This is a genomic window from Stenotrophomonas sp. YJH_SMC_43 (genome assembly GCF_059372535.1).
Genome location: NZ_JCAFVQ010000003.1, coordinates 238,915 through 264,346, shown reverse-complemented (window position 1 = coordinate 264,346; position 25,432 = coordinate 238,915). Strand labels below are relative to the sequence as shown.

27 protein-coding genes, 1 tRNA gene and 1 other RNA gene are annotated in these 25,432 nt (G+C 68.0%); 6 read left to right on the top strand and 23 right to left on the bottom strand.

Going from position 1 to position 25,432, the window contains the following annotated elements; all coding sequences use genetic code 11:
* The first annotated feature begins 2 nt into the window (after positions 1-2).
* Complete coding sequence (locus AC5QAH_RS13410) at positions 3-1,229, top strand: acetylornithine transaminase (protein ID WP_010484016.1); 1,227 nt, start codon at positions 3-5, stop codon at positions 1,227-1,229.
* Between the two features lie 93 nt (positions 1,230-1,322).
* Here AC5QAH_RS13410 and AC5QAH_RS13405 read toward each other — a convergent pair whose 3' ends face one another.
* Entirely contained in the window at positions 1,323-1,925 is a 603-nt protein-coding gene (locus AC5QAH_RS13405) for an HAD-IA family hydrolase (RefSeq protein ID WP_010484017.1), read from the bottom strand.
* 123 nt (positions 1,926-2,048) lie between these two features.
* On the opposite strand from AC5QAH_RS13405, the gene azu reads away from it, so the two are divergent.
* Positions 2,049-2,498, top strand: a complete 450-nt coding sequence (gene azu, locus AC5QAH_RS13400) for an azurin (protein WP_019338772.1) — start codon at positions 2,049-2,051, stop codon at positions 2,496-2,498.
* A 70-nt stretch (positions 2,499-2,568) separates the two neighbouring features.
* Here the strand turns inward: azu and hemL are convergent, their stop codons facing one another.
* Entirely contained in the window at positions 2,569-3,858 is a 1,290-nt protein-coding gene (gene hemL, locus AC5QAH_RS13395; protein ID WP_010484019.1) for a glutamate-1-semialdehyde 2,1-aminomutase, read from the bottom strand.
* Between the two features lie 16 nt (positions 3,859-3,874).
* A complete protein-coding gene (gene thiE / locus AC5QAH_RS13390) occupies positions 3,875-4,501 on the bottom strand; it encodes a thiamine phosphate synthase (protein WP_010484020.1) in 627 nt (208 codons plus the stop codon).
* A gap of 34 nt (positions 4,502-4,535) precedes the next feature.
* Between thiE and AC5QAH_RS13385 the strand changes: the two genes are divergently transcribed.
* Complete coding sequence (locus AC5QAH_RS13385) at positions 4,536-4,760, top strand: rubredoxin (RefSeq protein ID WP_014038358.1); 225 nt, start codon at positions 4,536-4,538, stop codon at positions 4,758-4,760.
* 78 nt (positions 4,761-4,838) lie between these two features.
* On the opposite strand, the gene AC5QAH_RS13380 is transcribed toward AC5QAH_RS13385, so the two are convergent.
* From AC5QAH_RS13380 to AC5QAH_RS13345, 8 genes are all read right to left on the bottom strand, one after another.
* Complete coding sequence (locus AC5QAH_RS13380) at positions 4,839-5,684, bottom strand: SirB1 family protein (RefSeq protein WP_010484022.1); 846 nt, start codon at positions 5,682-5,684, stop codon at positions 4,839-4,841.
* 182 nt (positions 5,685-5,866) lie between these two features.
* Positions 5,867-6,310 carry a DUF192 domain-containing protein gene (locus AC5QAH_RS13375; protein ID WP_010484023.1) on the bottom strand — a complete coding sequence of 148 codons (444 nt, stop codon included), beginning with the start codon at positions 6,308-6,310 and terminating at the stop codon, positions 5,867-5,869.
* A gap of 21 nt (positions 6,311-6,331) precedes the next feature.
* A complete protein-coding gene (gene rpiA / locus AC5QAH_RS13370) occupies positions 6,332-6,979 on the bottom strand; it encodes a ribose-5-phosphate isomerase RpiA (protein ID WP_006389802.1) in 648 nt (215 codons plus the stop codon).
* 22 nt (positions 6,980-7,001) lie between these two features.
* Positions 7,002-7,481 carry an EVE domain-containing protein gene (locus tag AC5QAH_RS13365; RefSeq protein ID WP_019338636.1) on the bottom strand — a complete coding sequence of 160 codons (480 nt, stop codon included), beginning with the start codon at positions 7,479-7,481 and terminating at the stop codon, positions 7,002-7,004.
* Complete coding sequence (locus AC5QAH_RS13360) at positions 7,478-8,071, bottom strand: 5-formyltetrahydrofolate cyclo-ligase (protein WP_241875303.1); 594 nt, start codon at positions 8,069-8,071, stop codon at positions 7,478-7,480. The genes AC5QAH_RS13365 and AC5QAH_RS13360 overlap by 4 nt, the downstream gene beginning before the upstream one ends.
* Positions 8,072-8,154: 83 nt before the next feature.
* A non-coding RNA gene (gene ssrS / locus AC5QAH_RS13355) (6S RNA) lies at positions 8,155-8,340 on the bottom strand.
* A gap of 97 nt (positions 8,341-8,437) precedes the next feature.
* Positions 8,438-8,734 (bottom strand): cell division protein ZapA, encoded by a 297-nt coding sequence (locus AC5QAH_RS13350; protein WP_010484026.1) that lies wholly within the window; start codon positions 8,732-8,734, stop codon positions 8,438-8,440.
* Positions 8,731-8,952, bottom strand: a complete 222-nt coding sequence (locus tag AC5QAH_RS13345) for a TIGR02449 family protein (protein ID WP_005410898.1) — start codon at positions 8,950-8,952, stop codon at positions 8,731-8,733. Before AC5QAH_RS13345 ends, AC5QAH_RS13350 begins: the two co-directional genes overlap by 4 nt.
* Before the next feature lie 153 nt (positions 8,953-9,105).
* On the opposite strand from AC5QAH_RS13345, the gene AC5QAH_RS13340 reads away from it, so the two are divergent.
* Both AC5QAH_RS13340 and AC5QAH_RS13335 read left to right on the top strand, forming a co-directional pair.
* Positions 9,106-9,654, top strand: coding sequence for a YecA/YgfB family protein (locus AC5QAH_RS13340; protein WP_010484027.1), 549 nt, complete (start codon positions 9,106-9,108; stop codon positions 9,652-9,654).
* Between the two features lie 5 nt (positions 9,655-9,659).
* Positions 9,660-10,982: an aminopeptidase P N-terminal domain-containing protein gene (locus AC5QAH_RS13335; protein WP_349744444.1), complete on the top strand. Its 1,323-nt coding sequence runs from the start codon at positions 9,660-9,662 to the stop codon at positions 10,980-10,982.
* 550 nt (positions 10,983-11,532) lie between these two features.
* On the opposite strand, the gene pepQ is transcribed toward AC5QAH_RS13335, so the two are convergent.
* The 7 genes from pepQ to rph all read right to left on the bottom strand — a co-directional run bounded on the left by pepQ (position 11,533) and on the right by rph (position 18,701).
* Complete coding sequence (gene pepQ, locus AC5QAH_RS13330) at positions 11,533-12,864, bottom strand: Xaa-Pro dipeptidase (protein ID WP_071306608.1); 1,332 nt, start codon at positions 12,862-12,864, stop codon at positions 11,533-11,535.
* A gap of 75 nt (positions 12,865-12,939) precedes the next feature.
* Positions 12,940-13,314, bottom strand: a complete 375-nt coding sequence (locus AC5QAH_RS13325; protein WP_010484030.1) for a PilZ domain-containing protein — start codon at positions 13,312-13,314, stop codon at positions 12,940-12,942.
* A complete protein-coding gene (locus AC5QAH_RS13320) occupies positions 13,311-15,590 on the bottom strand; it encodes a DUF1631 family protein (protein WP_224328521.1) in 2,280 nt (759 codons plus the stop codon). Before AC5QAH_RS13320 ends, AC5QAH_RS13325 begins: the two co-directional genes overlap by 4 nt.
* Positions 15,591-15,713: 123 nt before the next feature.
* A complete protein-coding gene (gene hemW / locus AC5QAH_RS13315) occupies positions 15,714-16,940 on the bottom strand; it encodes a radical SAM family heme chaperone HemW (protein ID WP_224328520.1) in 1,227 nt (408 codons plus the stop codon).
* A gap of 56 nt (positions 16,941-16,996) precedes the next feature.
* Positions 16,997-17,593: an RdgB/HAM1 family non-canonical purine NTP pyrophosphatase gene (gene rdgB, locus AC5QAH_RS13310; protein ID WP_010484033.1), complete on the bottom strand. Its 597-nt coding sequence runs from the start codon at positions 17,591-17,593 to the stop codon at positions 16,997-16,999.
* Positions 17,590-17,979, bottom strand: a complete 390-nt coding sequence (locus AC5QAH_RS13305; protein WP_049464260.1) for a VOC family protein — start codon at positions 17,977-17,979, stop codon at positions 17,590-17,592. The genes rdgB and AC5QAH_RS13305 overlap by 4 nt, the downstream gene beginning before the upstream one ends.
* Complete coding sequence (rph, locus tag AC5QAH_RS13300; RefSeq protein WP_008267511.1) at positions 17,976-18,701, bottom strand: ribonuclease PH; 726 nt, start codon at positions 18,699-18,701, stop codon at positions 17,976-17,978. Before rph ends, AC5QAH_RS13305 begins: the two co-directional genes overlap by 4 nt.
* Before the next feature lie 124 nt (positions 18,702-18,825).
* Between rph and AC5QAH_RS13295 the strand changes: the two genes are divergently transcribed.
* Positions 18,826-19,686 (top strand): YicC/YloC family endoribonuclease, encoded by an 861-nt coding sequence (locus tag AC5QAH_RS13295; protein ID WP_010484036.1) that lies wholly within the window; start codon positions 18,826-18,828, stop codon positions 19,684-19,686.
* 57 nt (positions 19,687-19,743) lie between these two features.
* Here AC5QAH_RS13295 and selD read toward each other — a convergent pair whose 3' ends face one another.
* The 5 genes from selD to fdhE form a co-directional block, all read right to left on the bottom strand.
* Entirely contained in the window at positions 19,744-20,823 is a 1,080-nt protein-coding gene (gene selD, locus AC5QAH_RS13290) for a selenide, water dikinase SelD (protein ID WP_171955059.1), read from the bottom strand.
* 26 nt (positions 20,824-20,849) lie between these two features.
* A tRNA-Sec gene (locus AC5QAH_RS13285) sits at positions 20,850-20,945 on the bottom strand.
* A 24-nt stretch (positions 20,946-20,969) separates the two neighbouring features.
* On the bottom strand, positions 20,970-22,901 hold the full coding sequence (selB, locus tag AC5QAH_RS13280; protein WP_126561042.1) for a selenocysteine-specific translation elongation factor: 1,932 nt from the start codon (positions 22,899-22,901) through the stop codon (positions 20,970-20,972).
* On the bottom strand, positions 22,898-24,322 hold the full coding sequence (gene selA, locus AC5QAH_RS13275; RefSeq protein ID WP_224328516.1) for an L-seryl-tRNA(Sec) selenium transferase: 1,425 nt from the start codon (positions 24,320-24,322) through the stop codon (positions 22,898-22,900). The genes selB and selA overlap by 4 nt, the downstream gene beginning before the upstream one ends.
* A 4-nt stretch (positions 24,323-24,326) precedes the next feature.
* Entirely contained in the window at positions 24,327-25,310 is a 984-nt protein-coding gene (fdhE, locus tag AC5QAH_RS13270; RefSeq protein ID WP_049481643.1) for a formate dehydrogenase accessory protein FdhE, read from the bottom strand.
* Positions 25,311-25,432: the final 122 nt, after the last annotated feature.

The following is a 25,432-nucleotide window of genomic DNA, read 5'->3' as shown; positions in this document are numbered from 1 at the left end:
CCATGACCGCCGCTACCGATCCGCTGATCTCCCTTTCGCACTATTACCTGCCGGTCTACAAGCCCCGCCAGGTGGTACTGGAGCGAGGCCAGGGCGCCCGCGTGTGGGACAGCCAGGGCCGTGAGTTCATCGACCTGGCCGCCGGCATCGCCGTGTGCGGCCTGGGCCACAACGACCCGGACCTGGTGGCCGCGCTGGTCGAACAGGCCGGCAAGCTCTGGCATACCAGCAACGTGTTCTACAGCGCGCCGCCACTGCACCTGGCCGAGGAGCTGGTGAAGGCCAGCCGCTTCGCCGAGCGCGTGTTCCTGTGCAATTCCGGCGCCGAAGCCAATGAAGTGGCGATCAAGATGGTCCGCAAGTGGGCCTCCAGCCAGGGCCGCCCGGCCGACAAGCGGGTGATCATCACCTTCCGCGGCAGCTTCCACGGTCGCACCATGGGCGCAGTGACCGCGACTGCCCAGCCGAAGTACCAGGAAGGCTACGAGCCGCTGCCCGGTGGCTTCCGCTACATCGATTTCAACGATGAGGTGCAGCTGGAAACTGCGATGGCCGCCGGTGACGTGGCAGCGGTGATGCTGGAGCCGATCCAGGGCGAGGGCGGCGTGATGCCGGCCAAGTCCGGTTTCCTCAAGCGCGTGCGCGAGCTGTGCGACCAGCACAACGCGCTGCTGGTGCTGGATGAGATCCAGGCCGGCATGGGCCGCACCGGCACGCTGTTCGCGCACTGGCAGGACGACGTGGTGCCGGACATGGTCACCCTGGCCAAGGCGCTGGGTGGCGGCTTCCCGATCGGTGCGATGCTGGCCGGCCCGAAGGTGGCCGAAACCATGCAGTTCGGTGCACACGGCACCACCTTCGGTGGCAACCCGTTGGCCGCTGCGGTCGCACGCGTTGCGCTGCGCAAGCTGGCCTCGGCGGAGATCGCCGCCAATGTCAGCCGCCAGTCGAAGGCGCTGCGCGATGGCTTTGCGCGCATCAACGAAGAATTCGGCGTGTTCAGCGACGTGCGTGGCCGTGGCCTGATGCTGGGCGCGGTGCTGAGCAAGGACTTTGCCGGCCAGGCCGGTGCGATCCTTGATCACGCCGCCGAGCAGGGCCTGCTGACCCTGCAGGCCGGCCCGGACGTGCTGCGCTTCGTGCCGTCGCTGAACATCACCGACGAAGAAGTGGCCGAAGGCCTCAAGCGCCTGCGGGCAGCGATTGCTGCGTTCATTGCCGCGCGCTGAAGCCTGCAGAGGCATCTGTAGAGCCGAGCCTACGCTCGGCTCATCGCGATGTCAGGCAACAGGAGCCGAGCATGGGCTCGGCTCTACAGCGCGTCATGCGATCCGATAGCGCTTCAACACCTTGCCCAATCCCCGGCCATCGCGCACGGTTTCCGCGTGCAGGCCGGCAGCGCGTGCGCCGCGCACATTGGCGAACAGGTCATCAATGAACAGCGTGTGCGAAGGCGCCACGCCGAGTACCTCAAGCGTGCGCAGGAAGACTTCCGGTGCGGGTTTGCGCAGGCCGAAACCGGCGCTGCAGAACACGCGCTCCCGCAGGGCCGGGTACAGTTCCGGCAGCAGGGCAGGCAAGGCCTGCTGCATCAGCGCGCCGTTGTTGGTCAGCACCGCCATCGGCAGCTGCAGGGCCTGCAGCCGCTGCAGCACGGCAGCCTGCGGATGGCTGGCGGCCCGCCGCGCCGCGGTCCATGCAGCCACATCGACAGTCGTGCCCAGACGCTCCCCCAGCTGCGCCAGATAGGCCGGGCCATCCAGCGTGCCATTGTCATGCGCCGCTTCCAGTCCGCTGTCATACAGCGCGGCCTGCACGGCCTGCGCCGGAACCTGCAGCGCCTGGGCCAGGTGCAGCACGCGTTGCGCGCGCTGGTACTGCACCAGCACGCCATCCACATCCAACAGCAACAGATCGATCCGCATCGGCCGAGCATGCCATTGCAGTGAACACTCGGGAAACCCTGGAGCAGCCATGCGACAGACGGTCGCAGACGCGGCCACAGGGGCCTGCCTAGAATGGCGCTTGAATCCGCAGGAGATGCAACGATGAAGGCTTGGAGGGTGGCAGTGGGAGTGGGCGCGCTGATGCTGGCGCCGTCGGCGATGGCGCGGGTGTGTGCGGTGAGCATCGACAGCACCGACCAGATGAGCTTCAGCAGCCGCGAGATCAAGGTCGCCGCCGACTGCACCGCCGTGGACCTGACCCTGCGCCACACCGGCAAGCTGGCCACTACCGCGATGGGCCACAACTGGGTGCTGACCCGCACCGCCGACTATCAGCCGGTTGCGATGGCGGGCATGCGCATGACCCTGGCCGACAGCTACCTGCCGAAGGCCGACAAGCGCGTGCTGGCGCACACCAAGGTGATCGGCGGTGGTGAGACCACGCGTGTGCGTTTCTCTACCCAGGGCCTGCAGAAGGGCGGTGACTACACCTTCTTCTGCTCGTTCCCCGGCCACTTCGCGATGATGAAGGGCAAGTTCGTCTTCGGTTGAAAAAAGGGGACGGAGCGGATCAAGTCGTTTGTGTACAAACGACTTGATCCGCTCCGTCCCCTTTTTGCGATCAGCCCTTGGCGGCCTTGAACGCCACGCGTGCAGCGGCCAGCGTTGCTTCGATCACGGCATCGTCGTGCGCGCTGGACAGGAAGCCGGCCTCGTACGCAGACGGTGCCAGGAACACGCCCTGGTCCAGCATTGCGTGGAAGAAGCGGTTGAACGCCGGAATGTCACAGGCGGTGGCCTGTGCATAGGTCTCCACCTTCTCGTTGGTGAAGAACAGCCCGAACATCGCGCCCACGCGGGTGGTGGTCACCGCCACGCCGGCTTCGGCGGCGGCGGCTTCCAGGCCGGCGCACAGGCGCGCCGTGCGCTCGGCCAGGTCGGCGTGGAAACCCGGCTGCTGGATCAGCTCCAGCATCGCCAGGCCAGCGGCCATCGCCACCGGGTTGCCGCTCAGCGTGCCGGCCTGGTAGATCGGGCCGGCCGGGGCGATCTGCTGCATCAGCTCGCGACGACCGCCGTAGGCGCCCACCGGCATGCCGCCGCCGATGATCTTGCCGAAGGTGGTCAGGTCCGGGGTGATGCCGTAGTGCGCCTGCGCACCGCCGAGGGCGACGCGGAAGCCGGTCATCACTTCGTCGAAGATCAGCAGCGCGCCATGCTTCGTGCACAGTTCGCGCAGGTGCTGCAGGTAGCCCTCGCGCGGCGGGATGCAGTTGGCGTTGCCGACCACCGGTTCGATGATCAGGCCGGCGATGTCGTCACCCTGCTGTTCGAACAGCGCGGTGGCAGCTTCGAAATCGTTGTAGGGCAGGGTCAGGGTCAGCTCGCTCAGGCCGGCCGGGACGCCTGGCGAGGTCGGCACGCCCAGGGTCAGCATGCCACTGCCGGCCTTGACCAGGAACGAGTCGCCGTGGCCGTGGTAGCAGCCTTCGAACTTGACGATGCGGTTGCGGCCGGTGGCGCCACGCGCCAGCCGGATCGCCGACAGCGTGGCCTCGGTGCCGGAGTTGACCATGCGCACCATCTCGCACGACGGCACCAGCCGGGTGATGGTTTCGGCCATGGTCACTTCGGCCGCGCACGGCGCACCGAACGACAGCCCGTTGCCGATCGCCTTCTTCACCGCCTGGCGCACCGCCGGGTGGTTGTGGCCGACGATCATCGGGCCCCAGGAACCGACGTAGTCGATGTAGCGGTTGCCGTCGACGTCGTACAGGTAGGCGCCGTCGGCGCGTTCGACGAAGAACGGCTCGCCGCCGACCGACTTGAACGCGCGCACCGGCGAATTGACGCCGCCCGGCAGCAGCTGCTGGGCGCGGGAGAACAGGGCGTGGGACTGGTCGTGGTTCATGGGGCTTTCCTGGGCGTTACGCGAACTGGGCGAGGTAGGCGCGCTGGGTCGCGACCGGGTCCTGCGCGGCGTAAATGCCGCTGACCACGGCCACCAGGTCGGCGCCGGCGTCGATGATGGGACCGACATTGTCCGGCGTCAGCCCGCCGATCGCCACCCGCGGCACGCCCAGTGCGGCGCTTTGCCGCAGCAGGTCGGTATGGGCGCGGCTGGTGGTGATCTTGGTGGTGGTCGGGAAGAACGCGCCGAAGGCCACGTAGCTGGCGCCGGCAGCCACGGCCTTCTCGGCATTGGCCAACTGGTCGTAGCAGGAGGCGCCGATGATGGCGTCGGGGCCGAGCAGGGCGCGCGCGCTGGGGATGTCACCGTCGGTGCCGCCCAGGTGCACGCCGGCCGCGCCCACGGCCTTGGCCAGCGCCGGGTCGTCGTTGATGATCAGCGGCACGCCGCGCTCCGCGCACAGCGCCTGCAGGGCGGTGGCCTGTTCCTGCCGCAGCGCGTCGTTGGCGGTCTTGTTGCGGTACTGCAGCCAGGTGGCGCCAGCGGCCAGCAGCGGCGCGGTACGGGCCAGCAGGCGCGCGGTATCGGGCTCGTCCGGGGTGATCAGGTAGACGCCGCGGGGCGCCGGGGAAGCAGAAGTCATCGATGGCTACCGGTGCGTGGGCCGCGATGGGACAATGGCGGCCCGTGAATCCAGCCCTGATTATCCGATGAGCGATGCCACCCCCACCACCTTGCGCACCTGGATGTGCGTGGTCTGCGGCTTCCTTTACAGCGAAGCGGAAGGCTTGCCGGAGGAGGGCATCGCGCCGGGGACGCGCTGGGAGGACATCCCCGAGACCTGGACCTGCCCCGATTGCGGGGTGACCAAGGCCGATTTCGAGATGGTTGAAGTCGATTGACCGGTAGGGCCTGCAGGCCCTTCTGTGGGTGCGGACCGTTGGGGTGGGTGTGGACCGTTGGTCCACACACCGACTCCCTCAATGCAGCCGCGGCACCGGCCCGCCCAGGTCGATCAGCTTCTCACGCAGCCACTGCGCATCGCTGGCCTCGGGATTGCGCTTCAGGTACTGCCCCAGGTCGTGGCGGGCACCGGCCAGATATTCCAGCTGCAGATAGGCCAGGCCGCGATCCCGCAGCGCGTCGTCCTGCTCCGGGGCCAGCTTCAGCAGGCGATCTGCACTGCGTGCAGCGCGGTCCCACTCGCCGGCCTCGGCATACACGCCATGCAGGTTACGCAGCATGCGCATCAGGATCGCGCGCGCCGGCGCCGGGTCAAGGATCTGCGCCAGCACCTGGTCGTCCGGCATCTGCCCACCCAAGTGTGATTTGGCCCGCTCGCGCAGTTCGTCCACGTCCAACGGGCGGCCACCGTTGAACGGGTCCATCACCAGCACGCCGTCGTCCACCGGCAGGCGCACCAGGAAGTGGCCGGGGAAGGACACGCCATCGAGCGGAATGCCCAGCCGGCGCGCGACTTCCATCTGCACCAGCGCCAGTGAGATCGGGTTGCCCAGGCGCCGCTCGAATACCTGGTTGAGGTAGCTGTTGCGCGGGTCGTAGTACTCGTCGTGGTCGCCGCTGTAGCCCAGCTCGTCGAACAGGTGACGGTTGATCGCTGCCATCTTCAGCGGGCTGTTGTCGATGCTGTCCACTTCCGAGCGGAGGTGGTCGACATGGCTCTGGATCAACGCGTCGTAGGTGGACGGCTGCAGATCGGGGTATTCATCGCGCGCGATCAGCAGTGCGGTCGGCAACAGTGGCAGCGCCTCGTCTTCGAGGTCGGCCAGTGCATCCCAGTCGGGGAGAGAGATCCGGTCCTGCATGACCACAGACTGGCGACATTTGCAGGCGGTTTCAAGCGGTGCCGCGTGAAAAAGTCACGGCCTGGGGCGATGGGTTTCCGGTGGGTGTGGACCTTGGTCCACACCACAGCCAGCCAGCGCGCGGCAAGTCAGTGCCGACCAAGGTCGGCGCCTACCGCTCCTCCTCAACGCAGGGCGAGGATCTACTCGATGCCCGGGCCGAAGGTCAGCGCGGTGCCGTCCTTCAGCTTCAGCTTCTCGGCCTGGCCCGCATTGAGCTCCAGCACGTACCGGGCCGGGCCACCGCTGGGATACGGCGGGCACATGTCGCCGGCCGAGCACGGCGGAACGTCGCGCTGCTGGCTGACCAGCCTGCGCTCGCTGTCGAAGTACAGGATGTCCAGCGCGATCTTCGTGTTCTTCATCCAGTACGCCTGCATTTCCTCGCGGTCGTGGATGAACAGCATGCCGTGGTCGGCGGCCATCTGGTCGCGGAACATCAACCCGCGCGCGCGGGTTTCATCGTTGGTGGCCAGCTCGACCTGGTAGCGGGCGCCATCCAGCTCGACCCAATGGCGGGCCGCGTCGGTGGCACAGCCGGCCAGGGCCAGCAGCGGAAGCATCAGCAGCGAACGCAACAGCGACATCGTCAGGATCCTTCGAAAGGGTCAGAGCACGACCGGCGGCTCGCCGCCGACGATCACCACATCGGCGCGGCGGCGTGCGAACAGGCCGACGCAGACCACGCCCGGCAGCTGGTTGAGTTCGCGCTCCAGCTTTTCCGGATCGGTGATCTGCAGGTTGTGGATGTCCAGGATCTGGTTGCCGTTGTCGGTGACCACGCCTTCGCGCCAGGTCGGCTGGCCGCCGGTCATGTCGCGGATCTGGCGGGCGACCAGGCTGCGCGCCATCGGGATCACTTCCACCGGCAGCGGGAATTTGCCCAGCACCGGCACCTGCTTGCTCGGGTCGACGATGCAGATGAAGCGCTCGCTGGCCTCGGCGATGATCTTCTCGCGGGTCAGCGCGGCACCGCCGCCCTTGATCAGGCACTTGTTGGCGTCGCACTCATCGGCGCCGTCCACGTACAGCGACAGGTTGCCGCTGTGGTTCAGCTCGATCACCTCGATGCCGTGCTGCTTCAGGCGCGCGGTGCTCTGCTCGGAGCTGGATACGGCGCCCTTGATGCGGTGCTGGATGCGGGCCAGGGCATCGATGAAATAGGCCACGGTGGAACCGGTGCCGACACCGACGATCATGCCGTCTTCTACGTACTCGATGGCTTTCTCGGCGGCCAGGCGCTTGGCTTCGGACATGGGAGAACTCTCAGGCAGGGAATCAGGATTTCTTTTCCAGCGACAGCAGCAGCTTCCACTGCGCGGCCGTCACCGGGAACACCGACAGGCGGTTGCCCTTGGCAACCAGCGGGAAGCCTTCGCCGAGCTCATCAGCGTGCAGCTTGATCTCGTCCAGCGCGATCACCTGCTTGAGCTTGCGGTCGAAGGCCACGTCCACCAGCATCCAGCGCGGGTTCTCGCGCGTGCTCTTGGGGTCGTGGTAGTCGGATTTCGGATCGAACTGGGTGTCGTCCGGGTAGGCCGTGCTGGCCACCGTGGCCAGGCCGACGATGCCCGGCACCTTGGTATTGGAGTGGTAGAACAGGATGCCGTCGCCCACCTGCATGCCATCGCGCATGAAGTTGCGCGCCTGGTAGTTGCGCACCCCGTTCCAGGGTTCGACCTTGACCTTGGCCAGGTCATCGATGGAGAAGGCGTCCGGTTCGGACTTCATCAGCCAGTAGCGCTTGCGGGCGGTCATGCGTTCACGGGGGCAGCGGAGGGGAACAGGGTGCCGTCTTCGGTGCAGATCGCATCCACCGGCACGTCCCACGACGCCACCGGCAAGGACTCGACCTGCTGCACCGCAAACGCAGCACCGACCAGCCAGGGCGGCGCCGGCCGATCGTGGCGGAAGGCGAAGCTGCGATCATACCAGCCGCCCCCCATGCCCAGCCGCCGGCACTGCGCGTCGAAACCCACCAGCGGGGTCACTACCAGCGCCATCTGCGCTGGTTCCAGGGTGTCTTCCAGCGCCACGTCCGGTTCGGGAATGCCGTAGCGGTTGCTGGTCAGCGGCTGCCCCGGCCGCCACGGTGCGAAGCGCAGCACCTCACCGGCCAGCACCGGCAGGCAGTAGGTGAGGCCTTCGGGCAGTTGCAGCTGCCAGCGGTGCAGGGCGATTTCGCCATCCAGCGCCCAGTAGCCAGCCACGGCGCCTTCGCGCGGGGCGAACGGCAGCGCCAGCAGGGCATCGGCAAGGGATTCGGCGGCGGCGATGCGCTCAGCGGCGGAAAGGTCACGGCGGCGTTGCCGCAGGTCGTGGCGCAGGGCCTGGCGCGGGTCGGTCATGGCAGCGTGCGGCAAGGATCAGCCGTCATTGTGCCGCAAAGAACAAGGGCGACGCCCGAAGACGCCGCCCTTGCTGGAATATTGCATTCTCCGCAATGTCGATGCATGCGAAACGACCTTGAACCCGGGGGCTCAAGTGGGAACGCTGGAGAACCATCGGGCTTCCCGCTACAAGGCGGACCTGCACTCCCGGCGCTGTCGCGCTCCCGGTGTCGTTCTTAAGGGACAAGGCGAATGTTTGCACATGCCGTCGAGTACCGCAGAGAACGCGTGGCCATTATAGCCAGCACGCAGGATCTGGATAGGCCGTTCGTCGGCAACAGTCCGTGCCAATTCAGATATGAGAAGACGCGTTGTGCACGACCTTCAGGCGTTGCCGTCGATGGCGCGGTCCAGGCGCCGGTTCAGGTCGGCCAGCGTCTGCTGCAGGGCCACCGCCTGGCGGGCGTTTTCGTCGCGCAGCAGCTGCAGTTCGTGGGCCAGGTTCAACGCGGCCAGCACGGCGACGCGATCGACCGCGGCCATGCGGTTGCTGCCGCGGATCTCGCGCATGCGCGCATCCAGCAGGCGCGCGGCGGCCATCAGGCTGTCGCGTTCATCGCCGCCGACGCCCACGGTGTATTCACGATCGAGGATGCGGACACTGACCGGTTCGGCGCTCATGTGTGCTGCTCCAGGGATTTGAGCCGGCTGATCATTGCTTCCACCCGCGAACGTGCCTGCTCATTCTTGGCCAGCAGCGTCGAGCGCTCGGCCACCAGCTGTTCCTGCTGGTGGCGCAGGCTGCGGTTCTCCTCGGCCAGGCGCTGGTTGCGTTCAAGCAACGCTTCCACGCGGGCGGCGAAGTCCTGCAGCTGGGCAAGGGGATCAGCGGGTTCCATACGGGCACGATAGGCAAGCCGGGTAAGGGCGGTCAAGCGTTGTCGCAGCAAGGCTGGACGGCTGCGGAGAGGATGCCGTCGGGTTGCTACACTACGGGGTCTCACGGGCGCGCGCGTGCGCGCCCCGGGTTTCCTTTCCGAACGAGCCGCACGATGACCGAACTTCCCTCCGTCGACGACGTTACCCGCGCCAGCCAGGAGCTGGGCCTGGGCGCCACCGCTGCCGAGCTGCACGGCGCGCTGTGTGGCTGGCTGGCCGCCGGCGGCGCCCCCGGCAATGACTGGCCGGCGCGCGTGCTGGCCGACGACAACCTGCCGCCGGTGGCCGCCGACAGCGTGTTGGGGCAGCTGCTGCAGGCCACCATCAAGCAGCTGGAAGACCGTGACTTCGCCTTCGAACTGCTGCTGACCGACAACGATGACGTGTCCGCGCAGGCCGATGCCATGTTCAGCTGGACCCGCTCGTTCCTGGGCGGCTTCGGTCTGGGCAGTGGTGGCAACCGGCCAGCCCTGTCCGAAGAGGGCGAGGAAGCGCTGACCGACATGGCCAGCCTGGCCCGCGCCTCCAGCGAGGATTTCGAGGCCGGCGGCGATGATGACGACGAAGCCCTGTCGGAGATCGAGGAATTCATCCGCGTGGCGGTGCTGCTGCTGCACGGTGACGTGGTGCTGGCCTCGCGCCATCGGCAGCGCCTGAACTGATGGACATCAAGCAGCGCACCGGCATCGCGGCCGGCGAATACAAGCGTCGCCGCCGCCAGCTGATGGACATGGCCGGCGAGGACGCGATCCTGGTACTGCCGGCCGCAGCCGAGAAGGTGCGCAGCCTCGATACCCATTACCCGTTCCGCCAGGATTCGGACTTCCAGTACCTGAGCGGCTTCCCGGAGCCGGAAGCGGTGCTGGTGCTGATTCCGGGCCGGCGCCACGGCGAGGCCATCCTGTTCTGCCGCGAACGCGATGCCGAGCGCGAGGCCTGGGACGGCAGCCGCGCCGGCCAGGAAGGGGCGGTGGCGCAGTACGGCATGGACGATGCCTACCCGATCGACGATCTGGACGACATCCTGCCGGGCCTGCTGGAAGGGCGCTCGCGCGTCTACTACCACTTCGGCCGCGATGCCGACTTCGACCTGAAGCTGATCGGCTGGGTCAACCGCGTGCGTTCGCAGGTGCGCCACGGCGCGCAGCCACCGCATGAGTTCCTGGAGCTGGGCCACCTGCTGCACGAGCAGCGCCTGTTCAAGTCGGGTGCGGAAGTCGCGTTGATGCACCACGCCGCGCAGATCAGCGTGCGTGCGCATCTGGCTGCGATGCAGGTGGCCAAGGCAGGTATCCACGAATACGAACTGCAGGCCGAGCTGGAGCGTGTGTTCCGTGCCAACGATGCCGTGCCGGCGTACTGCAGCATCGTCGGTGCCGGCCGCAACGGCTGCATCCTGCATTACCGCGACAACAACGCGCGTTCGCGCGATGGTGAGCTGGTGCTGATCGATGCCGGTGCCGAATACCGCGGCTACGCCAGCGACATCACCCGCACCTTCCCGGTGAATGGCCGTTTCAGTGCCGAGCAGCGTGCACTGCACGACCTGGTCGGCGATGCGCAGGCCGCTGCGTTGGCCCAGGCCAAGCCGGGCGTGCCGTATGAGGCTGGCCACCTGGCGGCGGTACAGACCCTGACCGAAGGCCTGCTGCGGCTGGGCCTGTTGAAGGGCACGCTGGAAAAGAACCTGTCCGAGGGCCTGTACCAGCGTTTCTACCGGCACAAGACCGGGCACTGGATCGGATTGGACGTGCACGATGTAGGCGATTACCGCCTCGCCGGTGATTCACGCCTGCTGGAGCCGGGCATGGCGTTCACCATCGAGCCGGGGCTGTACATCGGCGTGGACGACACGACGGTGGAGCCGCGCTGGCGCGGCATCGGCATCCGTACCGAGGACGACGTGCTGATTACCGATCACGGACATCGTGTGCTGACCGAAGGCCTGGCGCGCAGCGCCGACGAGATCGAAGCGGTGATGGCGGGGTAAGGGGGGTCGGCAGGGCTTGCAGCCCTGCACCCGCAGAGGCAACAGCAACAGCAACAGCGGGCTATCCGTGGGCTGGCGGGGCACTGTGGGTTTGCGGGGACGCCGTGAATCCATCCCTGGAGGCTTGGTCGCCGCATCCATGCGGCTCACACCCCGCAAACCCACAGTACCCCGCCTTCGACAGGTTCACGGGGCTGTTGGTGGGTGCCGACCGTTGGTCGGCACATCTGTCAGACATCGAATGAATCATCCACGCATGGCGTGGATCTACTGGCAATTGCGGTTGTTGGTTCGCGCGGCTGTTGGTAGGTGTCGACCTTGGTCGACACGGAGCGAGCGCAGCAAGCGACCCGCTTCTGCTTTTCTTTTTTCTTTTCCGCGGTTGGACGCGGCAGGCAACTGTCAGAGGGGGGGGGGGATGGGGGCGCGGGGGTGTCCGCGGCATGGATGCCGCGGCCAAGCCTCCACGGACGGATTCACGGCGTCCCCCGCGAACCCATCCCGCCCCGCCAACCGCGGCTTTTGCTCTGAGCGCCCAACCACGAGGGGCTCAGCCGTTGGCCGCCGCAAACTCCGGCCGCGTCAGGTTGTCCGCCTCGCCCTCTGTGCACAGCACTTCGTCTTCGATGCGGATGCCGCCATACGGGCGGAAGAAGTCCACGCGCTCCCAGTTGATCGCATCGCCATGGCCGGCGTCCTTCACTTCGTTCAACAGCATGTCGATGAAGTACAGGCCCGGTTCGATGGTCACCACCATGCCCGGTTCCAGCACGCGGGTCAGGCGCAGGTAAGGGTGGCCGGCCGGGCGTTCGATGCGGCCGCCTTCGTCGCTGGCCGCGAAACCCGCCACGTCGTGCACCTGCAGGCCGATCAGGTGGCCGATGCCGTGCGGGAAGAATGCGGCGCTGACGCCGGTCTCCAGCGCGGTCTGCGGCGATACCTTGATCACGCCGAAGTCCTTCAGCACGCCCATCAGCGAAAGATGCGCGTCCACGTGCAGCTGCTTGTAGTCGAAGCCCGGGCGCACCGCCGCGCACATCTGCTGCTGGGCCGCGTCGACGGCGGCGATCATCGCAGCAAACTCGTCGTGGCCCTGCGCGGCGTAGGTGCGGGTGATGTCGCTGGCGTAGCCGTAGGCGCTGGCACCGGCATCGATCAGGAAGCTGCGCAGCGGCTGCGGCGCCTTGCGGCCCAGCTCGGTGTAGTGCAGCACCGCAGCGTGCTCGTTCAGGGCCACGATGTTGCCGTACGGCAGCTCGTTGGCGTCCTGGCCGACGGCCTGGCAATAGGCCATGTGGATGCTGAACTCGTCGGCGCCGTTGCGGAACGCGGCTTCGGCGGCACGGTGGCCACGCACGCCCAGCACCTGCGCCTGACGCATCAGCGCGATCTCATACGGCGTCTTGCTGCCGCGGTGCCATTCCAGGTAATTCACCACCGGCGCCGGGTTGTTCGGCGCGTAGTTGCCCAGCGCGCTCTGCGGTTCGCCGAGGATCGCGCAGCGCGCCGGGTCGGCCGGCAGCAGGGCCAGCGCCTCTTCGGGCTTGCGGATGATGTGGATGTCGAAGTGCTCCACCCACCAGCCGCTGGGGGCGTCCGGCACCACGTGCCAGTAGTCGAAGGGCTGGTGGAAGATCACGGCCGGGCGCTTGCCCGGGGTGAACACGATCCAGCTGTTGGGCACGCGGGTCAGCGGCAGCCAAGCCTTGAACTGCGGATTGACCGCATATGGGTAGTCGCGGTCGTCGAACACCTGGTAGTGCAGGGTGCCGCTGGGCACCACCAGGTGATCGAAGCCACCGCGGGCCAGCGCCTGTTCGGCACGTCGGCACAGCACGGCCAGGTGGTCGGAATACAGGGCGCCGGGGTCTTGCTGGATCATTGCGGTGGCTCGACACGGAAAACGGCCCTAGATTCTGCCGCATACCGCGAAAAACCGCTGTGCCGGAACCGGCACTCAGGCCGTCGAAACCGGTCCCTCGTCGCTGTCCTCGCCCACCCACTGCCGCAGCAGCTGCCGATGCTCGCGTGACAGGGTGAGGAAGCGGAAGCCGGTCCAGCTCTGCCCGGGTACGTGCGCGGGCTCGCTCCATAGCAGATGCACGCCCACGTCGATGGCCTGCTGGCGGCCATCACCCAGTGGCAACGGGAAGCGCAGCTGGTACAGCGCATCCTCGCGCAGCGGCACGCTGGCCAGCATCAGCATGCCGGTTTCGGAGACATTGCCGAGGCGCCCGACCACGCACTCGCGCATCTGGTCGGTGACCGGCACCAGGTCCGAGACCTGGCGGCGCGGCGCGCGGCGGGTGTCCTGCGGCGGTACGGCTTTCATGCGGGGGTCTCCTGTGCGCGGCCCGTGGCCAGTGCACGCAGCGCACCGAGGCTGGCTTCCCAGGCACGGTCGACCAGCCGGCCCTTGTCTTCGGTGACCAGCTGCGCGCGCCCGGCACTGATCTGCCGTGCCAGCGTATCCAGGTCGGTATCGGTGATCTTCTGCCCGCGCGCATTGACGAACAACGCGTGGCCGGTCAGCAGGCTGTACCAGGACAGGCGCTGGCGGCGCAGCGTGCCATCGCCCGTATCGATGTCGAACCAGCTGCCGAACGGCAGCGTGGACAGCTGCTGGTAGGCCGCTTCTTCAGCACTGCTGCGCGGTGTGGCAGGTGCGGTGCCACTGTTCGTGCCGGCGTGCTCGCCCAGGCGCGCACGTGCCTTCAGGCGTGCGCTGAGCTCGGTACGCGAGGTGCTTTCATCCTCGCCGCCGGGCGTGGCCAGCCTGCGCGCGACGGCGGCGGCTTCCTCGGCGTGGTAGCCGACCTGCAGCAGTGCGGCTTCCACCTCCGCTGCCAGCGCGGTATCGGTGCCGCCAGGGGCGTCGATGGCCTGTGCGGTGATGGCAGCGATGCGCTCGGTCTGTTGCAGGCGCTCCTGCCACTGTGGCGAATCGTCGCCATGGCGCAGGCGGGTGAGGGTCAGTGCATCGGCCCAGGCCTGGCGCAGCAGGGTCTGCACGAAGCGCGGCGGCGACTGCGTGTCGCAGCACTGGTCGATCTGCGCGGTGGCCTGGCGACGGGCCAGTTCCAATCGTTCCTTGCCGCGCGCGGCTTCCACATGGCGGCGCTCGGCCAGTTCGGCACGATGGGCCGCCGCGCGCTGGTGCTGCTGCACGTCTTCGTTGGCGGCGGCAAAGGCCTCCGGCGCACGTGCATCCTGCCCCAGCAGGCCCTGCACGCTTTGCGCCATGCGCTGCAGCAGCTGTGGGTCCACATCGTCATCGCCCAGCCAGTTGGCGCCGACTTCGGCGATCTGGTTGAGCAGCTCACGCGCGGGGTGTTCGTCGCGCACGAAGAAGCCCGGGTCGGCCATGGCCGCGCGCGCCAGGGGCACCTGCAGGCGCGCCAGCAGCGCGGCCGGCACCGGATCGGGACGCTGCTGCTGTTGCACCTGCTGCATCAGCATGCGCAGCAGGTCGAGGTTGTCACGGTCGTGACTGCCCAGCTGGGCCTGCGCACCATGCTCGCTGCGCAGCTGCGCGACCACGGCAGCCTGCAGGTCGGCCACTCCGGTTGCGGCACTGGACTGGGCCTGCAGGCGCGCGAGGACCGCGTCGACTGCCGCGCTGGGCACCGCGCCGCTGTCCGCCGGGGCAGGGCGGGCATGCCGTGCCTGCTGCAGCAGTTCATGCAATGCACCGCCGGTGGACGTGGTTACGCCCGGCGTGGCGGGGCCGGCTGCGCCGCCCCCGTGGAAGGCGTCCTGTACCAGGCTGGACCAGGAGCCGGCCGGTGCCGAACCGTTCCAGCCGGTCAGCGGGGCTGCGGCGCGCTTGGCCGGCTGCGTGGTGCGGCCGCCACCCACCGACTGGGTGATGATCCGCCGCGTGCTCGACGAGCGTGCCAGGTAGGGGGTGTAGACCAGCCCCGGCAGTACGCCGGACTGGGCCAGCAGGGCATTGGCACGGTCAAGGATATCGCCCAGCCGTTCCAGCACCTGCCGTTCGAAACTGCGATACAGCGCCAGCTGTACCTCGACGCTCAGCGCGTCCTGTTCGGCAATCCGGCGCACCATCGCGCACAGTGCCTGCGGTGCCAGTGGCAGGGTGTCGGCCTCGAAGGCCGGCGCCGCCGCCAGTACGCCCAGGCGTTGGCCCAGCAGGTTCAGTGTGTTGGTTGAACGCAGCGTCTCGCGCCGCACCATCTCGGTCAGCAGCAGGTCGCGATCCACTTCATGCTCATCGACCAGCGACAGCCCGAGCATGCCCGGCAGCGCTGGCGGCGTAGCACTGGTGCTGACACCGCTGGCCGGTTCGCGCAGCCGTGCGAGGGCATCGGCCACGGCGTCGAGCATACGGTCGGCGAAGTGGCCGGAGAACGCATGCAGCTGCCCACGCTGCGCCATCAGCTCGGCCTGCTGCTGCGGATTACGTGCGCGGTCGGCGTCGTGAAGCAGATTCTGCTCCAGCGCCTCCACCGTCAGGATCAGGGGCGCGGCCAGCGTCTGCCGGCACAGGCCGATCAGCGCGCCCAACAGCTCACGTACCCGCGGTGGCAGGTCGCTGGCGGCCAGTCGGTTCTTGTCGGCAGGAGTGATGGAAAAGACGGCTGACATCGGCAGGCGGTACCCGGATTCCCGCGGATCGATCTGGTGAATCTACCGTGTCGGCCGCTGTCGGCGCTACTTTAGGGTGGATGTGCCTTCCGTTCGCCAGGCATGGCCCTCTGTCACGCGAGATCAATCTTCCAGGAACAGGCTCACCACATCGTTGGTGAAGCGGCGGCCCAGCTCGGTCGGCTGCACATGGCCATCCGTCACGTCCAGCCAGCCGCGCTGCACGGCCTCGGCCAGCGGTGCGTCCAGCACGCCGCGCGGCAGCCCGGTGCGCGACTCGAAATCGCGCAGGCCGAAACCTTCGTGCAGGCGCAGCAGATTCAGCATGTACTCGAACGGCAGCCTCTCGGCTGCGATCACGTCGTCGCCACCGAACGAGGCCGGGGTACCCGCGCTGTCCAGGTAGGCCTGCGGATGCTTCAGCTTCCAGCGGCGCAGCACGTGTTCTTCGGCGCCTGAACTGATCTTGCCGTGCGCGCCGGCACCGATGCCCAGATAATCGCCGAAGCGCCAGTAGTTCAGGTTGTGTGCGCTCTGCCGGCCGGGGCGCGCATAGGCGCTGACCTCGTACTGGCCGAAACCGGCCTGCGCCAGCAGTGCCTGGCAGTGTTCCTGCATGTCCCAGGCGTTGTCCTCATCGGGAATGCCCTGCGGCGGCCGCGCGAAGAACACCGTGTTCGGTTCCAGGGTCAGCTGGTAGTGCGAGATGTGCGCCGGCTGCAGCGCGAACGCGCGTTCCAGATCAGCCTCGGCGCCGGCCAGGGTCTGTTCCGGCAGCGCGTACATCAGGTCGATGTTGAAGTTGTCGTAGCCCGCGTCCTGCGCCATCTTCACCGCGCGCTCGGCTTCGCCACTGTCGTGGATGCGGCCCAGGCGCTTGAGCATCGCGTCGTCGAAACTCTGGATGCCGAAGCTGAGGCGGTTCACGCCGGCCGCGCGGTAGCGGTCGAAGCGGCCATGCTCGGCGGTGCCCGGGTTGGTTTCCAGGGTGATTTCGGCGTTCGGTGCGAAGCGCAGGCGCGCACTGGCCTGCTGCAGGAAGCGGTCGATCGCTTCCGGCGGAAACAGGCTGGGCGTACCCCCGCCGAAGAACACGCTGTGCACCACCCGGCCCCAGACCAGCGGCAGGTCCTGGTCCAGGTCACGCAGCAGTGCGTCGATGTAGGCATCGAACGGCAGTTCGCCCTTGGCCTGGTGCGAATTGAAATCGCAGTACGGGCACTTGCGCACGCACCACGGCAGGTGCACGTACAGCGACAGCGGTGGCGGCACCAGCCGCGGCGGGCTGTCGTGGTCAGCGGAGCAGGCTTCGCCGGGCAGGTGGTTGCAGTGGTCGTGGGCGTGCGGCATGGGCTTCTTCGGTAGTGCCGGCCGCTGGCCGGCTTCCCTGGTTTGATCGGGTGGCGTCAGTACAGCGTCGCCAGCTGTTGCTTGAGCTGCTGCAGGGCAATGGCGCGGTGGCTGATGGCGTTCTTCAGTGCCGGCTCCATTTCCGCGGCGGTCAGGCCGTGGGTGGTGTCCAGGAATACCGGGTTGTAGCCGAAACCATTGGTGCCACGCAGTTCGCGGATGATCTGTCCTTCCCAGCGGCCTTCGCAGATCAGCGGCTGCGGGTCGGTGGCGTGGCGCAGCAGCACGATCACCGCATAGAAGCGGGCGCTGCGCTGGCCGTCGGGAACATCGGCCATCGCGTCCAGCAGCTTGGCGTTGTTGGCCGCGGCGTTGGTCGGGTGACCGGCATAGCGCGCGCTGTACAGGCCCGGCGCACCGCCGAGGGCATCGACGATCAGGCCCGAATCATCGGCCAGCGCCGGCAGGCCGGTTGCTTCGCAGGCGGCGCGCGCCTTCAGCAGCGCGTTCTCGACGAAGGTCAGGCCGGTCTCTTCCACGTCACCCAGGCCCAGCTCGGCGGCCGAGGTGATCTGCAGCGGCAGGTCGGCGAGGATCTCCTGCATCTCCACCAGCTTGCCGGCGTTGTGGCTGGCCAGTACCAGTTTCTTCATTGACGGGGCTCCAGCAGGTCCCAGGTGTTGCCATACAGATCGCGGAACACCGCAACCGTTGCATAGGGTTCTTCGCGCGGCGCTTCCAGGAACTCGACGCCGGCGGCCAGCATCGCCGCGTGGTCGCGGTGGAAGTCATCGGTGTTGAGGAAGAAGGCTACCCGGCCACCGGTCTGGTTGCCGATGCGGCTGCGCTGTTCCTCGTCGCTGGCACGGGCCAGCAGCAGCGCGGCGGCACTGCCATCGGTCGGGCCGACCACCACCCAGCGCTTGTGGCCCTGGTCGATGTCCTCCAACAGTGCGAAGCCGAGCTTGCCGGTGTACCAGGCGATGGCTTCGTCGTAATCGGCCACCACCAGGGTGGTCAGGGCAAGGCGCCGGTTCATGCCGACAGCGCTGCCTGCTGCGCGGCCAGCAGCTCGCGCACGCCCTTTTCGGCCAGGCCCAGCAGCGCGTCCAGCTCGTCGCGACGGAAGGCATGGCCTTCGGCGGTGCCCTGCAGCTCGATGAAGCCGCCACCGTCGTTCATCACCACGTTCATGTCGGTGTCGCAGTCGCTGTCTTCGGCGTAGTCCAGGTCCAGCACCGGGGTGCCGCGGTAGACGCCCACCGACACGGCGGCCACTGCGCCCAGGATCGGGTTGCGCTTGATGTCGCCGCGCTTCATCAGCACGTTCACTGCATCGACCAGGGCCACGTAGGCGCCGGTGATGGCGGCGGTGCGGGTGCCACCGTCGGCCTGCAGCACGTCGCAGTCGAGGGTGATGGTGCGTTCGCCCAGCGCGTTGCGGTCCACGCACGCGCGCAGGCTGCGGCCGATCAGGCGCTGGATCTCCAGTGTGCGGCCGCCCTGCTTGCCACGGGCCGCTTCACGGTCACTACGGGTGTGGGTGGCGCGCGGCAGCATGCCGTACTCGGCGGTGACCCAGCCTTCGCCCTTGCCGCGCAGGAAGCCCGGCACGCGGTTCTCGACGCTGGCGGTGCACAGCACGCGGGTTTCACCGAAGCACACCAGCACCGAACCTTCGGCGTGGCGGGTGAAGCCGCGTTGGATGACGACCGGGCGGAGCTGGTCGGGCTGGCGGCCGCTGGGGCGGGAATCGGACATGGTGCGGGTTCCGTAATGGCGAGGGAGTACGCCGCCACGCCCGCGGCCTTCACGGGGCGGGCAAGGGGGCTCTGATGAGGGCGCTAGGGTACCATTCCCCCTTTGCACGCACCGGACACAATCCATGATTCGAAGCATGACCGCCTATGCCGGCGGCGAGCGGGTCACCCCGTGGGGCACGCTGGGCTGCGAGCTGCGCTCGGTCAACCACCGCTTCCTGGAGGTCGGCACCCGCCTGCCCGAGGAACTGCGGGCGCTCGAACCGCAGCTGCGCGAGCGCATCGCCGCACGCCTGAGCCGTGGCAAGCTGGATCTGGTGATGCGCCTGCGCGCGCCGGAAGCGGCGGCCAACCTGCAGGTGGACGAGGCCCTGCTGGGCCAGCTGGGCCGCCTGGCCCACCGCCTGACCTCCGATTTCCCCAACCTGCAGGTCAGCTTCACCGACCTGCTGCAGCTGCCGGGCGTGACCCGTGGCGAGGCCACCGATGCCGCCGCGCTGCAGGTCGAGGCACTGGCCCTGCTGGACCAGGTGCTGGACGGCTTCGTCGAGGCCCGTGAGCGCGAAGGCGGCAAGTTGTCGGCCGCCATCAGCGAGCGCGTGGACGGCATCGAACGCATCGCCACCGAAGTCCGCACGCTGATTCCGGCCATTCGCGACGGCCAGCGTGCCAAGCTGGCCGCACGCCTGGCCGACCTGCCGCACCCGGTCGATCCCGGCCGCACCGAGCAGGAACTGGTGCTGTGGCTGCAGAAGCTGGACGTGGATGAAGAGCTGGACCGTCTTGGCAGCCACATCGTCGAGATCCGCCGCGTGCTCAAGCAGCGTGAGCCGGTCGGCCGCCGCCTGGACTTCCTGCTGCAGGAGTTCAACCGCGAAGCCAACACGCTGGGCTCGAAGTCGGTGGACAGCCGCACGTCCAATGCCGCGGTGGAGCTGAAGGTGCTGATCGACCAGATCCGCGAACAGGTGCAGAACATCGAGTGATGCTGCACCCGGCGAAACGACAAGGGCGCCTTCGGGCGCCCTTGTCGTTTCCGCGCATCAGCGCACGCTGACGCCCGGCGCTCCTTCGCCCAAGCGCCCCACCACGGCCGCCTGGACGAACCCTGCGTCGTGGAAACAGGCCAGCACCGCATCCACCGCTTCCGGGGCGCAAGACACCAGCAGGCCACCGCTGGTCTGCGGGTCGGTCAGCAGCGGCTGCCAATGTGCTGGCAACCCCTCGGCGAAGCGCACCTCGGTGCCATAGGAAGTCCAGTTGCGGTGGGAGGCGCCGGTCACGCAGCCACGCTGCAGCAGCTCCAGCGCCTGTGGCAGCAGCGGCACCTGTGCACTGTCCACCTCGGCGGCAACGCCACTGGCACGGCACACTTCCAGCAGGTGGCCGAGCAGGCCGAAGCCGGTGACGTCGGTCATGGCATGCACGCCGTCCAGCGCGGCCAGCGGCACGCCCACGGTGTTAAGTCGGGTGGTCGACGCGATCATCTGCCGATAGCCGTCGGCATCCAGCACTTCTTTTTTCAATGCTGACGAATACACGCCCACGCCCAGCGGCTTGCCCAGCACCAGCACATCGCCGGCGCGGGCATCGGCATTGCGCTTGAGCCGCTGCGGATCGAGCACGCCGATCGCGGCCAGGCCGTAGATGGGTTCCACCGAATCGATGCTGTGGCCACCGGCCACCACGATGCCGGCATCGGCGCAGGCACGTTCGCCGCCCTGCAGGATGCCGCGGATGGTGTCCTGCGGCAGGCTGTTGATCGGCATGCCGACGATGGCTAGTGCGAACAGCGGGCGCGCGCCCATCGCATACAGGTCCGACAGCGCGTTGGTGGCGGCGATGCGGCCGAAGTCGAATGGATCGTCGACGATCGGCATGAAGAAATCAGTGGTGGCAACAATCGCCTGGCGGTCATCAAGGCGGTACACCGCGGCGTCGTCGCTGGTCTCGCGGCCGACCAGCAGTTCGGCCGGTGCGGGAAGTGCTGGAACGCCGCGCAGCAGTTCCGTCAGCACGCCCGGCGCGATCTTGCAGCCGCAGCCGCCGCCATGCGCGAGAGACGTCAGTCGTTGCGGGGCATCGGCCGTGGATGGGGCGGGGGACTGCGCGTGCGTGGCCATGCCGACATCTCCTGCGGAAACACGAATGGCGGAAGGCAGCAGGAGTCGAACCTACCAGGGAACGATCGACGCCCCCTACTGGGTTTGAAGCCCAGCCGCATGCCCGGATGCGCATGCCTTCCGAAAGTACGGCGGTAGCGGTGGGCTCAGTCGCGGGCTGCGTTCCACTGCAGGTCGCCACGCGGCCGATGCTGGTCACCGACGCGTCGAGTGTAGCCAACGCGATTGAAGAACTCCAAGATCTGGATGCTGCGCTTGCGGCCCAGGCCGATGGCATCGCGGAAAGCGGCCGCATCCACCGCGCCGCTGGCCTGCGACAGCTGCGCGACGATCGCGGCCAGCTCGGCAATGCGGGCCGGTGCATAGAACAGGTCCGGTACCACCTGGAACAGTTCGCCACGTGTGGTGGCACGGCGCAGGATGGCGCGGACCTCGTCTTCGGCCAGGCCGATGTCGGCGGCCAGGGTGCGCACCCACGGCGGATCGAAGCCACCGGCGTGCAGTTGCGGCAGCACGCGTTCCAGCAGCAGACGCTCGCGTTCCGGTGGCGCATGGTCATGGCCGGGCAGGCGCCACCAGGCGCCCACGCGCTGCACGCTGCCGTCGTCCAGCAGGTCCTGGAGAAGCGCGTTCCACAGGCTCGTTGCCAGTGCAGGCAGGGTGCTGCGTTGCAGGCGCCCGCTGTCGACACCGGGTTCGTCAGGGCGTCGTTCATGCCAGCCACGCAGTGAGGCGATTACCTGTTCGCGTAGCACCTGCCAGTGCGCAGCGAGGATGACCACCGTGTCGTCGCGGGTGGCGATGCGCTGTGCGCCTGCAGGAAGATCGATCCGGTCGGCGGCGCGCCGGCAGTAGCGCTGCAGTGCGGCCAATGGAATTCCGGTGGCCGCCTGCTGAAGCAGCGGGCCAACATCTGCGCTGGTGGCCAGCTGTTCCAGCGCCACCAGCCACGCCAGGCGTGCAGGGCTGCGCCGCCGCCGCTGTGGCGGATCCGGATCGAGTACGACACCGCCGCCCAGCGTACGGGTTGCCGCCGAGTCGCGGGCAATGAAGCGATCGCCACACATCGCACAGACCGGCGCATCGAACACCAGTTGCACCAACTGCCCATTGCCGTGATCGTCGTCCTCCAGCAGCACCACATGGGCCTGCCGGTGCATCGTGCCCCAGTGGATATGCAGCGGCGCCCAGTCGCGCAATGGCGCGGCCAACGCGGACAGCCGCAGGCGCACATCAACGCGGGTGGTGGGCAGCAGTGCGCGCGGGTCGGCGATCCAGTCGCCACGGCGGATGTCGTCACGAGCGATGGCTGCCAGGTTCAACGCGCAGCGCTGCCCGGCCATCGCGTGGTCGCTGGCCTGGTTCTGCGCGTGGATGCTGCGTATGCGCACTTCAGTGGCGGCCGGCATCAGCTGCAGATGCTCACCCACCAAGGCGATGCCGCCATGTACCGCGCCGGTCACCAGCGTGCCGTGGCCGGCCAGCGAGAACACGCGGTCCACCGGCATGCGGAACAGTTCGCTGCGCAGTGCGGCCTGGCGCGCGCTGGCGTCGTCCGCCGCCCACGCGTGCAGCTGGGTACGCAGTGCACTGATGCCGGCATCATCGGCTGAGGTGCTGTTGCAGGCGAATACAGGGGAATCCTGTAGCGGCGTTCCGGCCAGCAGCGCAGCGATCTCGATCTCGACCCGGGCGATGCGCGCTACATCCACACGGTCGATTTTGGTCAGCGCCACCGCACCCCGGTTCACGCCCAGCAGTTGCAGGATGGCCAGATGCTCGCGGGTCTGTGGCATCACGCCGTCGTCGGCAGCGATCACCAGCAGGGCGACATCGATACCCGTGGCGCCGGCCACCATCGTGTGCACGAAGCGCTCATGGCCCGGAACGTCGACGAAGCCCAGCGTCGCGGCCGAGCCTTCGACGTCCCTGCTTTCCACCGGGACATAGGCGTAGCCCAGTTCGATCGATATGCCGCGCGTACGCTCTTCCTGCAGGCGATCGGTTTCGATGCCGGTCAGTGCGCGTACCAGGCTTGTTTTGCCATGGTCGATATGCCCGGCGGTGCCGACGATCATGCCTGCAGCGCGCTCCATTGGGCGAGGAAGGCCGCTTCGTCCCCGGGTTCCAGGCAGCGCAGGTCCAGCCACAACGCGTCATCGGCAATTCGGCCCAGCACCGGGCGCGGTAGCTGACGCAAGCGCTTGGCCAGGCGATCCAGTCCGCCACGGTGTGCGCTGGCAATGCGCAGTCCGGCGCTGGCAAGCTGCGCCTGTGGCTGCGCGCCGCTGCCGATCTGGCTGTGCATCGAAGCAGGATCGAGGGTGTAGTCCGTCGCCAGCGAGGCACGCATCGGCTGCAGCAGGCGCTGGGCCTGCGCATCGATGTCGTCCTGCGTGCGCGACAGCGTGCGCAGGGTCGGCAGGCGCTGTGCCAGCATCTCCGGTTCGCGGTACAGGGCCAGCACCGCTTCCAGCGCAGCCAGGCCCATCTTGTCCATGCGCAGCGCGCGCTTGAGCGGGTTGCGGTTGATCCGCGCGATCAGGTCGGCGCGGCCGGCGATGATGCCGGCCTGAGGCCCACCCAGCAGCTTGTCGCCACTGAACGAAACCAGATCGGCGCCGGCTGCCAGCGTTTCCTGCACAGTGGGCTCGTGCGGTAGGCCGAACGTGGCCAGATCGCACAGGCTGCCACTGCCCAGGTCCACCACCAGCGGCAGGCCATGTTCGTGCGCGATTGCCGCCATCGCCGCGGTGTCGACCTTGGCGGTGAAGCCGGTGATCGCGTAGTTGCTGGCGTGCACCTCCATCAGCAGTGCGGTGCGCGCGCCGATGGCGTTGGCGAAGTCAGCCGGATGGGTACGGTTGGTGGTGCCCACTTCCAGCAGCCGGGCACCGGCGCTGCGCATCACGTCGGGAATGCGGAAGGCGCCACCGATCTCCACCAGTTCGCCGCGCGACACCACCACGTCGCGGCGGTTGGCCAGGCTGTTGAGCAGCAGCAGGACCGCCGCCGCATTGTTGTTGACCACGGTGGCGGCTTCAGCGCCGGTCAGTTCGCAGATCAATGCCTGCACCCGCGTATCGCGGTCGCCGCGACGGCCACGGGAGATGTCGAATTCCAGATCGACCGGCGCGGTCATCGCGCGGCTGACTGCGTGCACCGCGGCATCGGGCAGCAATGCGCGCCCGAGATTGGTGTGCAGTACGGTGCCGGTCAGATTGAACATCGGCTGCAGATCCAGCCGGGCATCGGCCGCCAGTGCGGACTCGATCGCCGCGACCAGCGCCGGACCGCCAACCGCTTCCTGCAGCTGCGCGGCCGAAAGCTGGCCGGCGCTGATACGGTCGCGCAGCACCTGCAGGTGCGAACGCAGCAGCTGGGTGATGCGGCTACGGCCGTGGCCCTCGATCAGTGCTGCCAGGGCAGGCAGGCGCAGCAACCGGTCCAGCGAGGGCAGGGCGGAAACCGATGCCGGGGTGGAGGGCGTGGCTGTCATCGCCTCACTCGCCGTCGGATTGCCACAGCAGCGGATTCTGGCTGGCGCGCGCATAACCTTCTTCGCCCAGCAGCAGGTCCAGCGCCAACGTGCCGAGGTCATCGGCGACCGGTTCCAGTGAGGGATCCTTTTCCAGGTACAGGATCTTGCGGTAGCTGTGGCAGTGGTCGCAGGTCTCGGCACGGACCGCGCTCTCGCGCACGGCCTCGCCGCTGTCGCCATCCACATCGGCCAGGGCGCGGTAGGCGATGTCCTTGCCGGCGGTGCCACACTGGCTGCACTGCACGCGCACGTAGTGCCACTGGCACGCGCACAGCGAGCACGACAGGTAACGGTAGGACGCATAGGGTGGGCGTGCCTGCACCACGCTGACCACCGGTAGCGAGCCGCACAACGGGCACAGGCCGGGTGCATCGGCCAGCGGTTTCAGGTCGGTGGAGCGGAAGCTGTCCGCCAGCACCGCCCAGTAGACCTGCAGTGCGTTCATTACCAGCAGCGCCGCGACCGCGTCCACCGATGGCGCATCATCACGCTCCAGCACGGCATGGGCCTGCGCCTCCAGCCAGGCATCGTCGGCCGCAGCGACGCGCTGCAACTCCTGGCGGGTTTCCGCCGGCAGCCCGGCCTCGTCGGCACAGTGCTGGCACAGCGTGCGCAGCCAGCCGCGCCAGCGTCCATCCAGGTGAAGCGTGTTGGCCGGCCGCAACGGCATGCCGGCACCGGCCGCCGCACTCGACTGCTGCGCACGTGCCTGCGATTGCAGCGCTTCGCGTTGCTGTGGTGTCAGTTCGTCCAGCAGTGCCTGCTGTGCATCTGCCAACGCCGCCAGCAGCTGCAGGTAGCCGCCGATGGCACTGTGCGCGGCCAGGCTGCGCAGGCGCGTCGCGCGCTCGGCGAACAGGGACGCGACATCGGGCAGGATGATGCGCGGAACATCGCGCGAGGCCAGTGTCTCGATCTCACCGGGTTCAAGGATGCGTTGCGCCATGCAGGGCCAGCCAGAAGAACCAGCCTCCATCCTCGCCGTTGTCGGCTCTGGCGTCCAGCGTGTTCAAACAACGCAGTCGAGCAAAGCAGTCGAGCATGGCTCGACTCTACAAAAACCGGTTT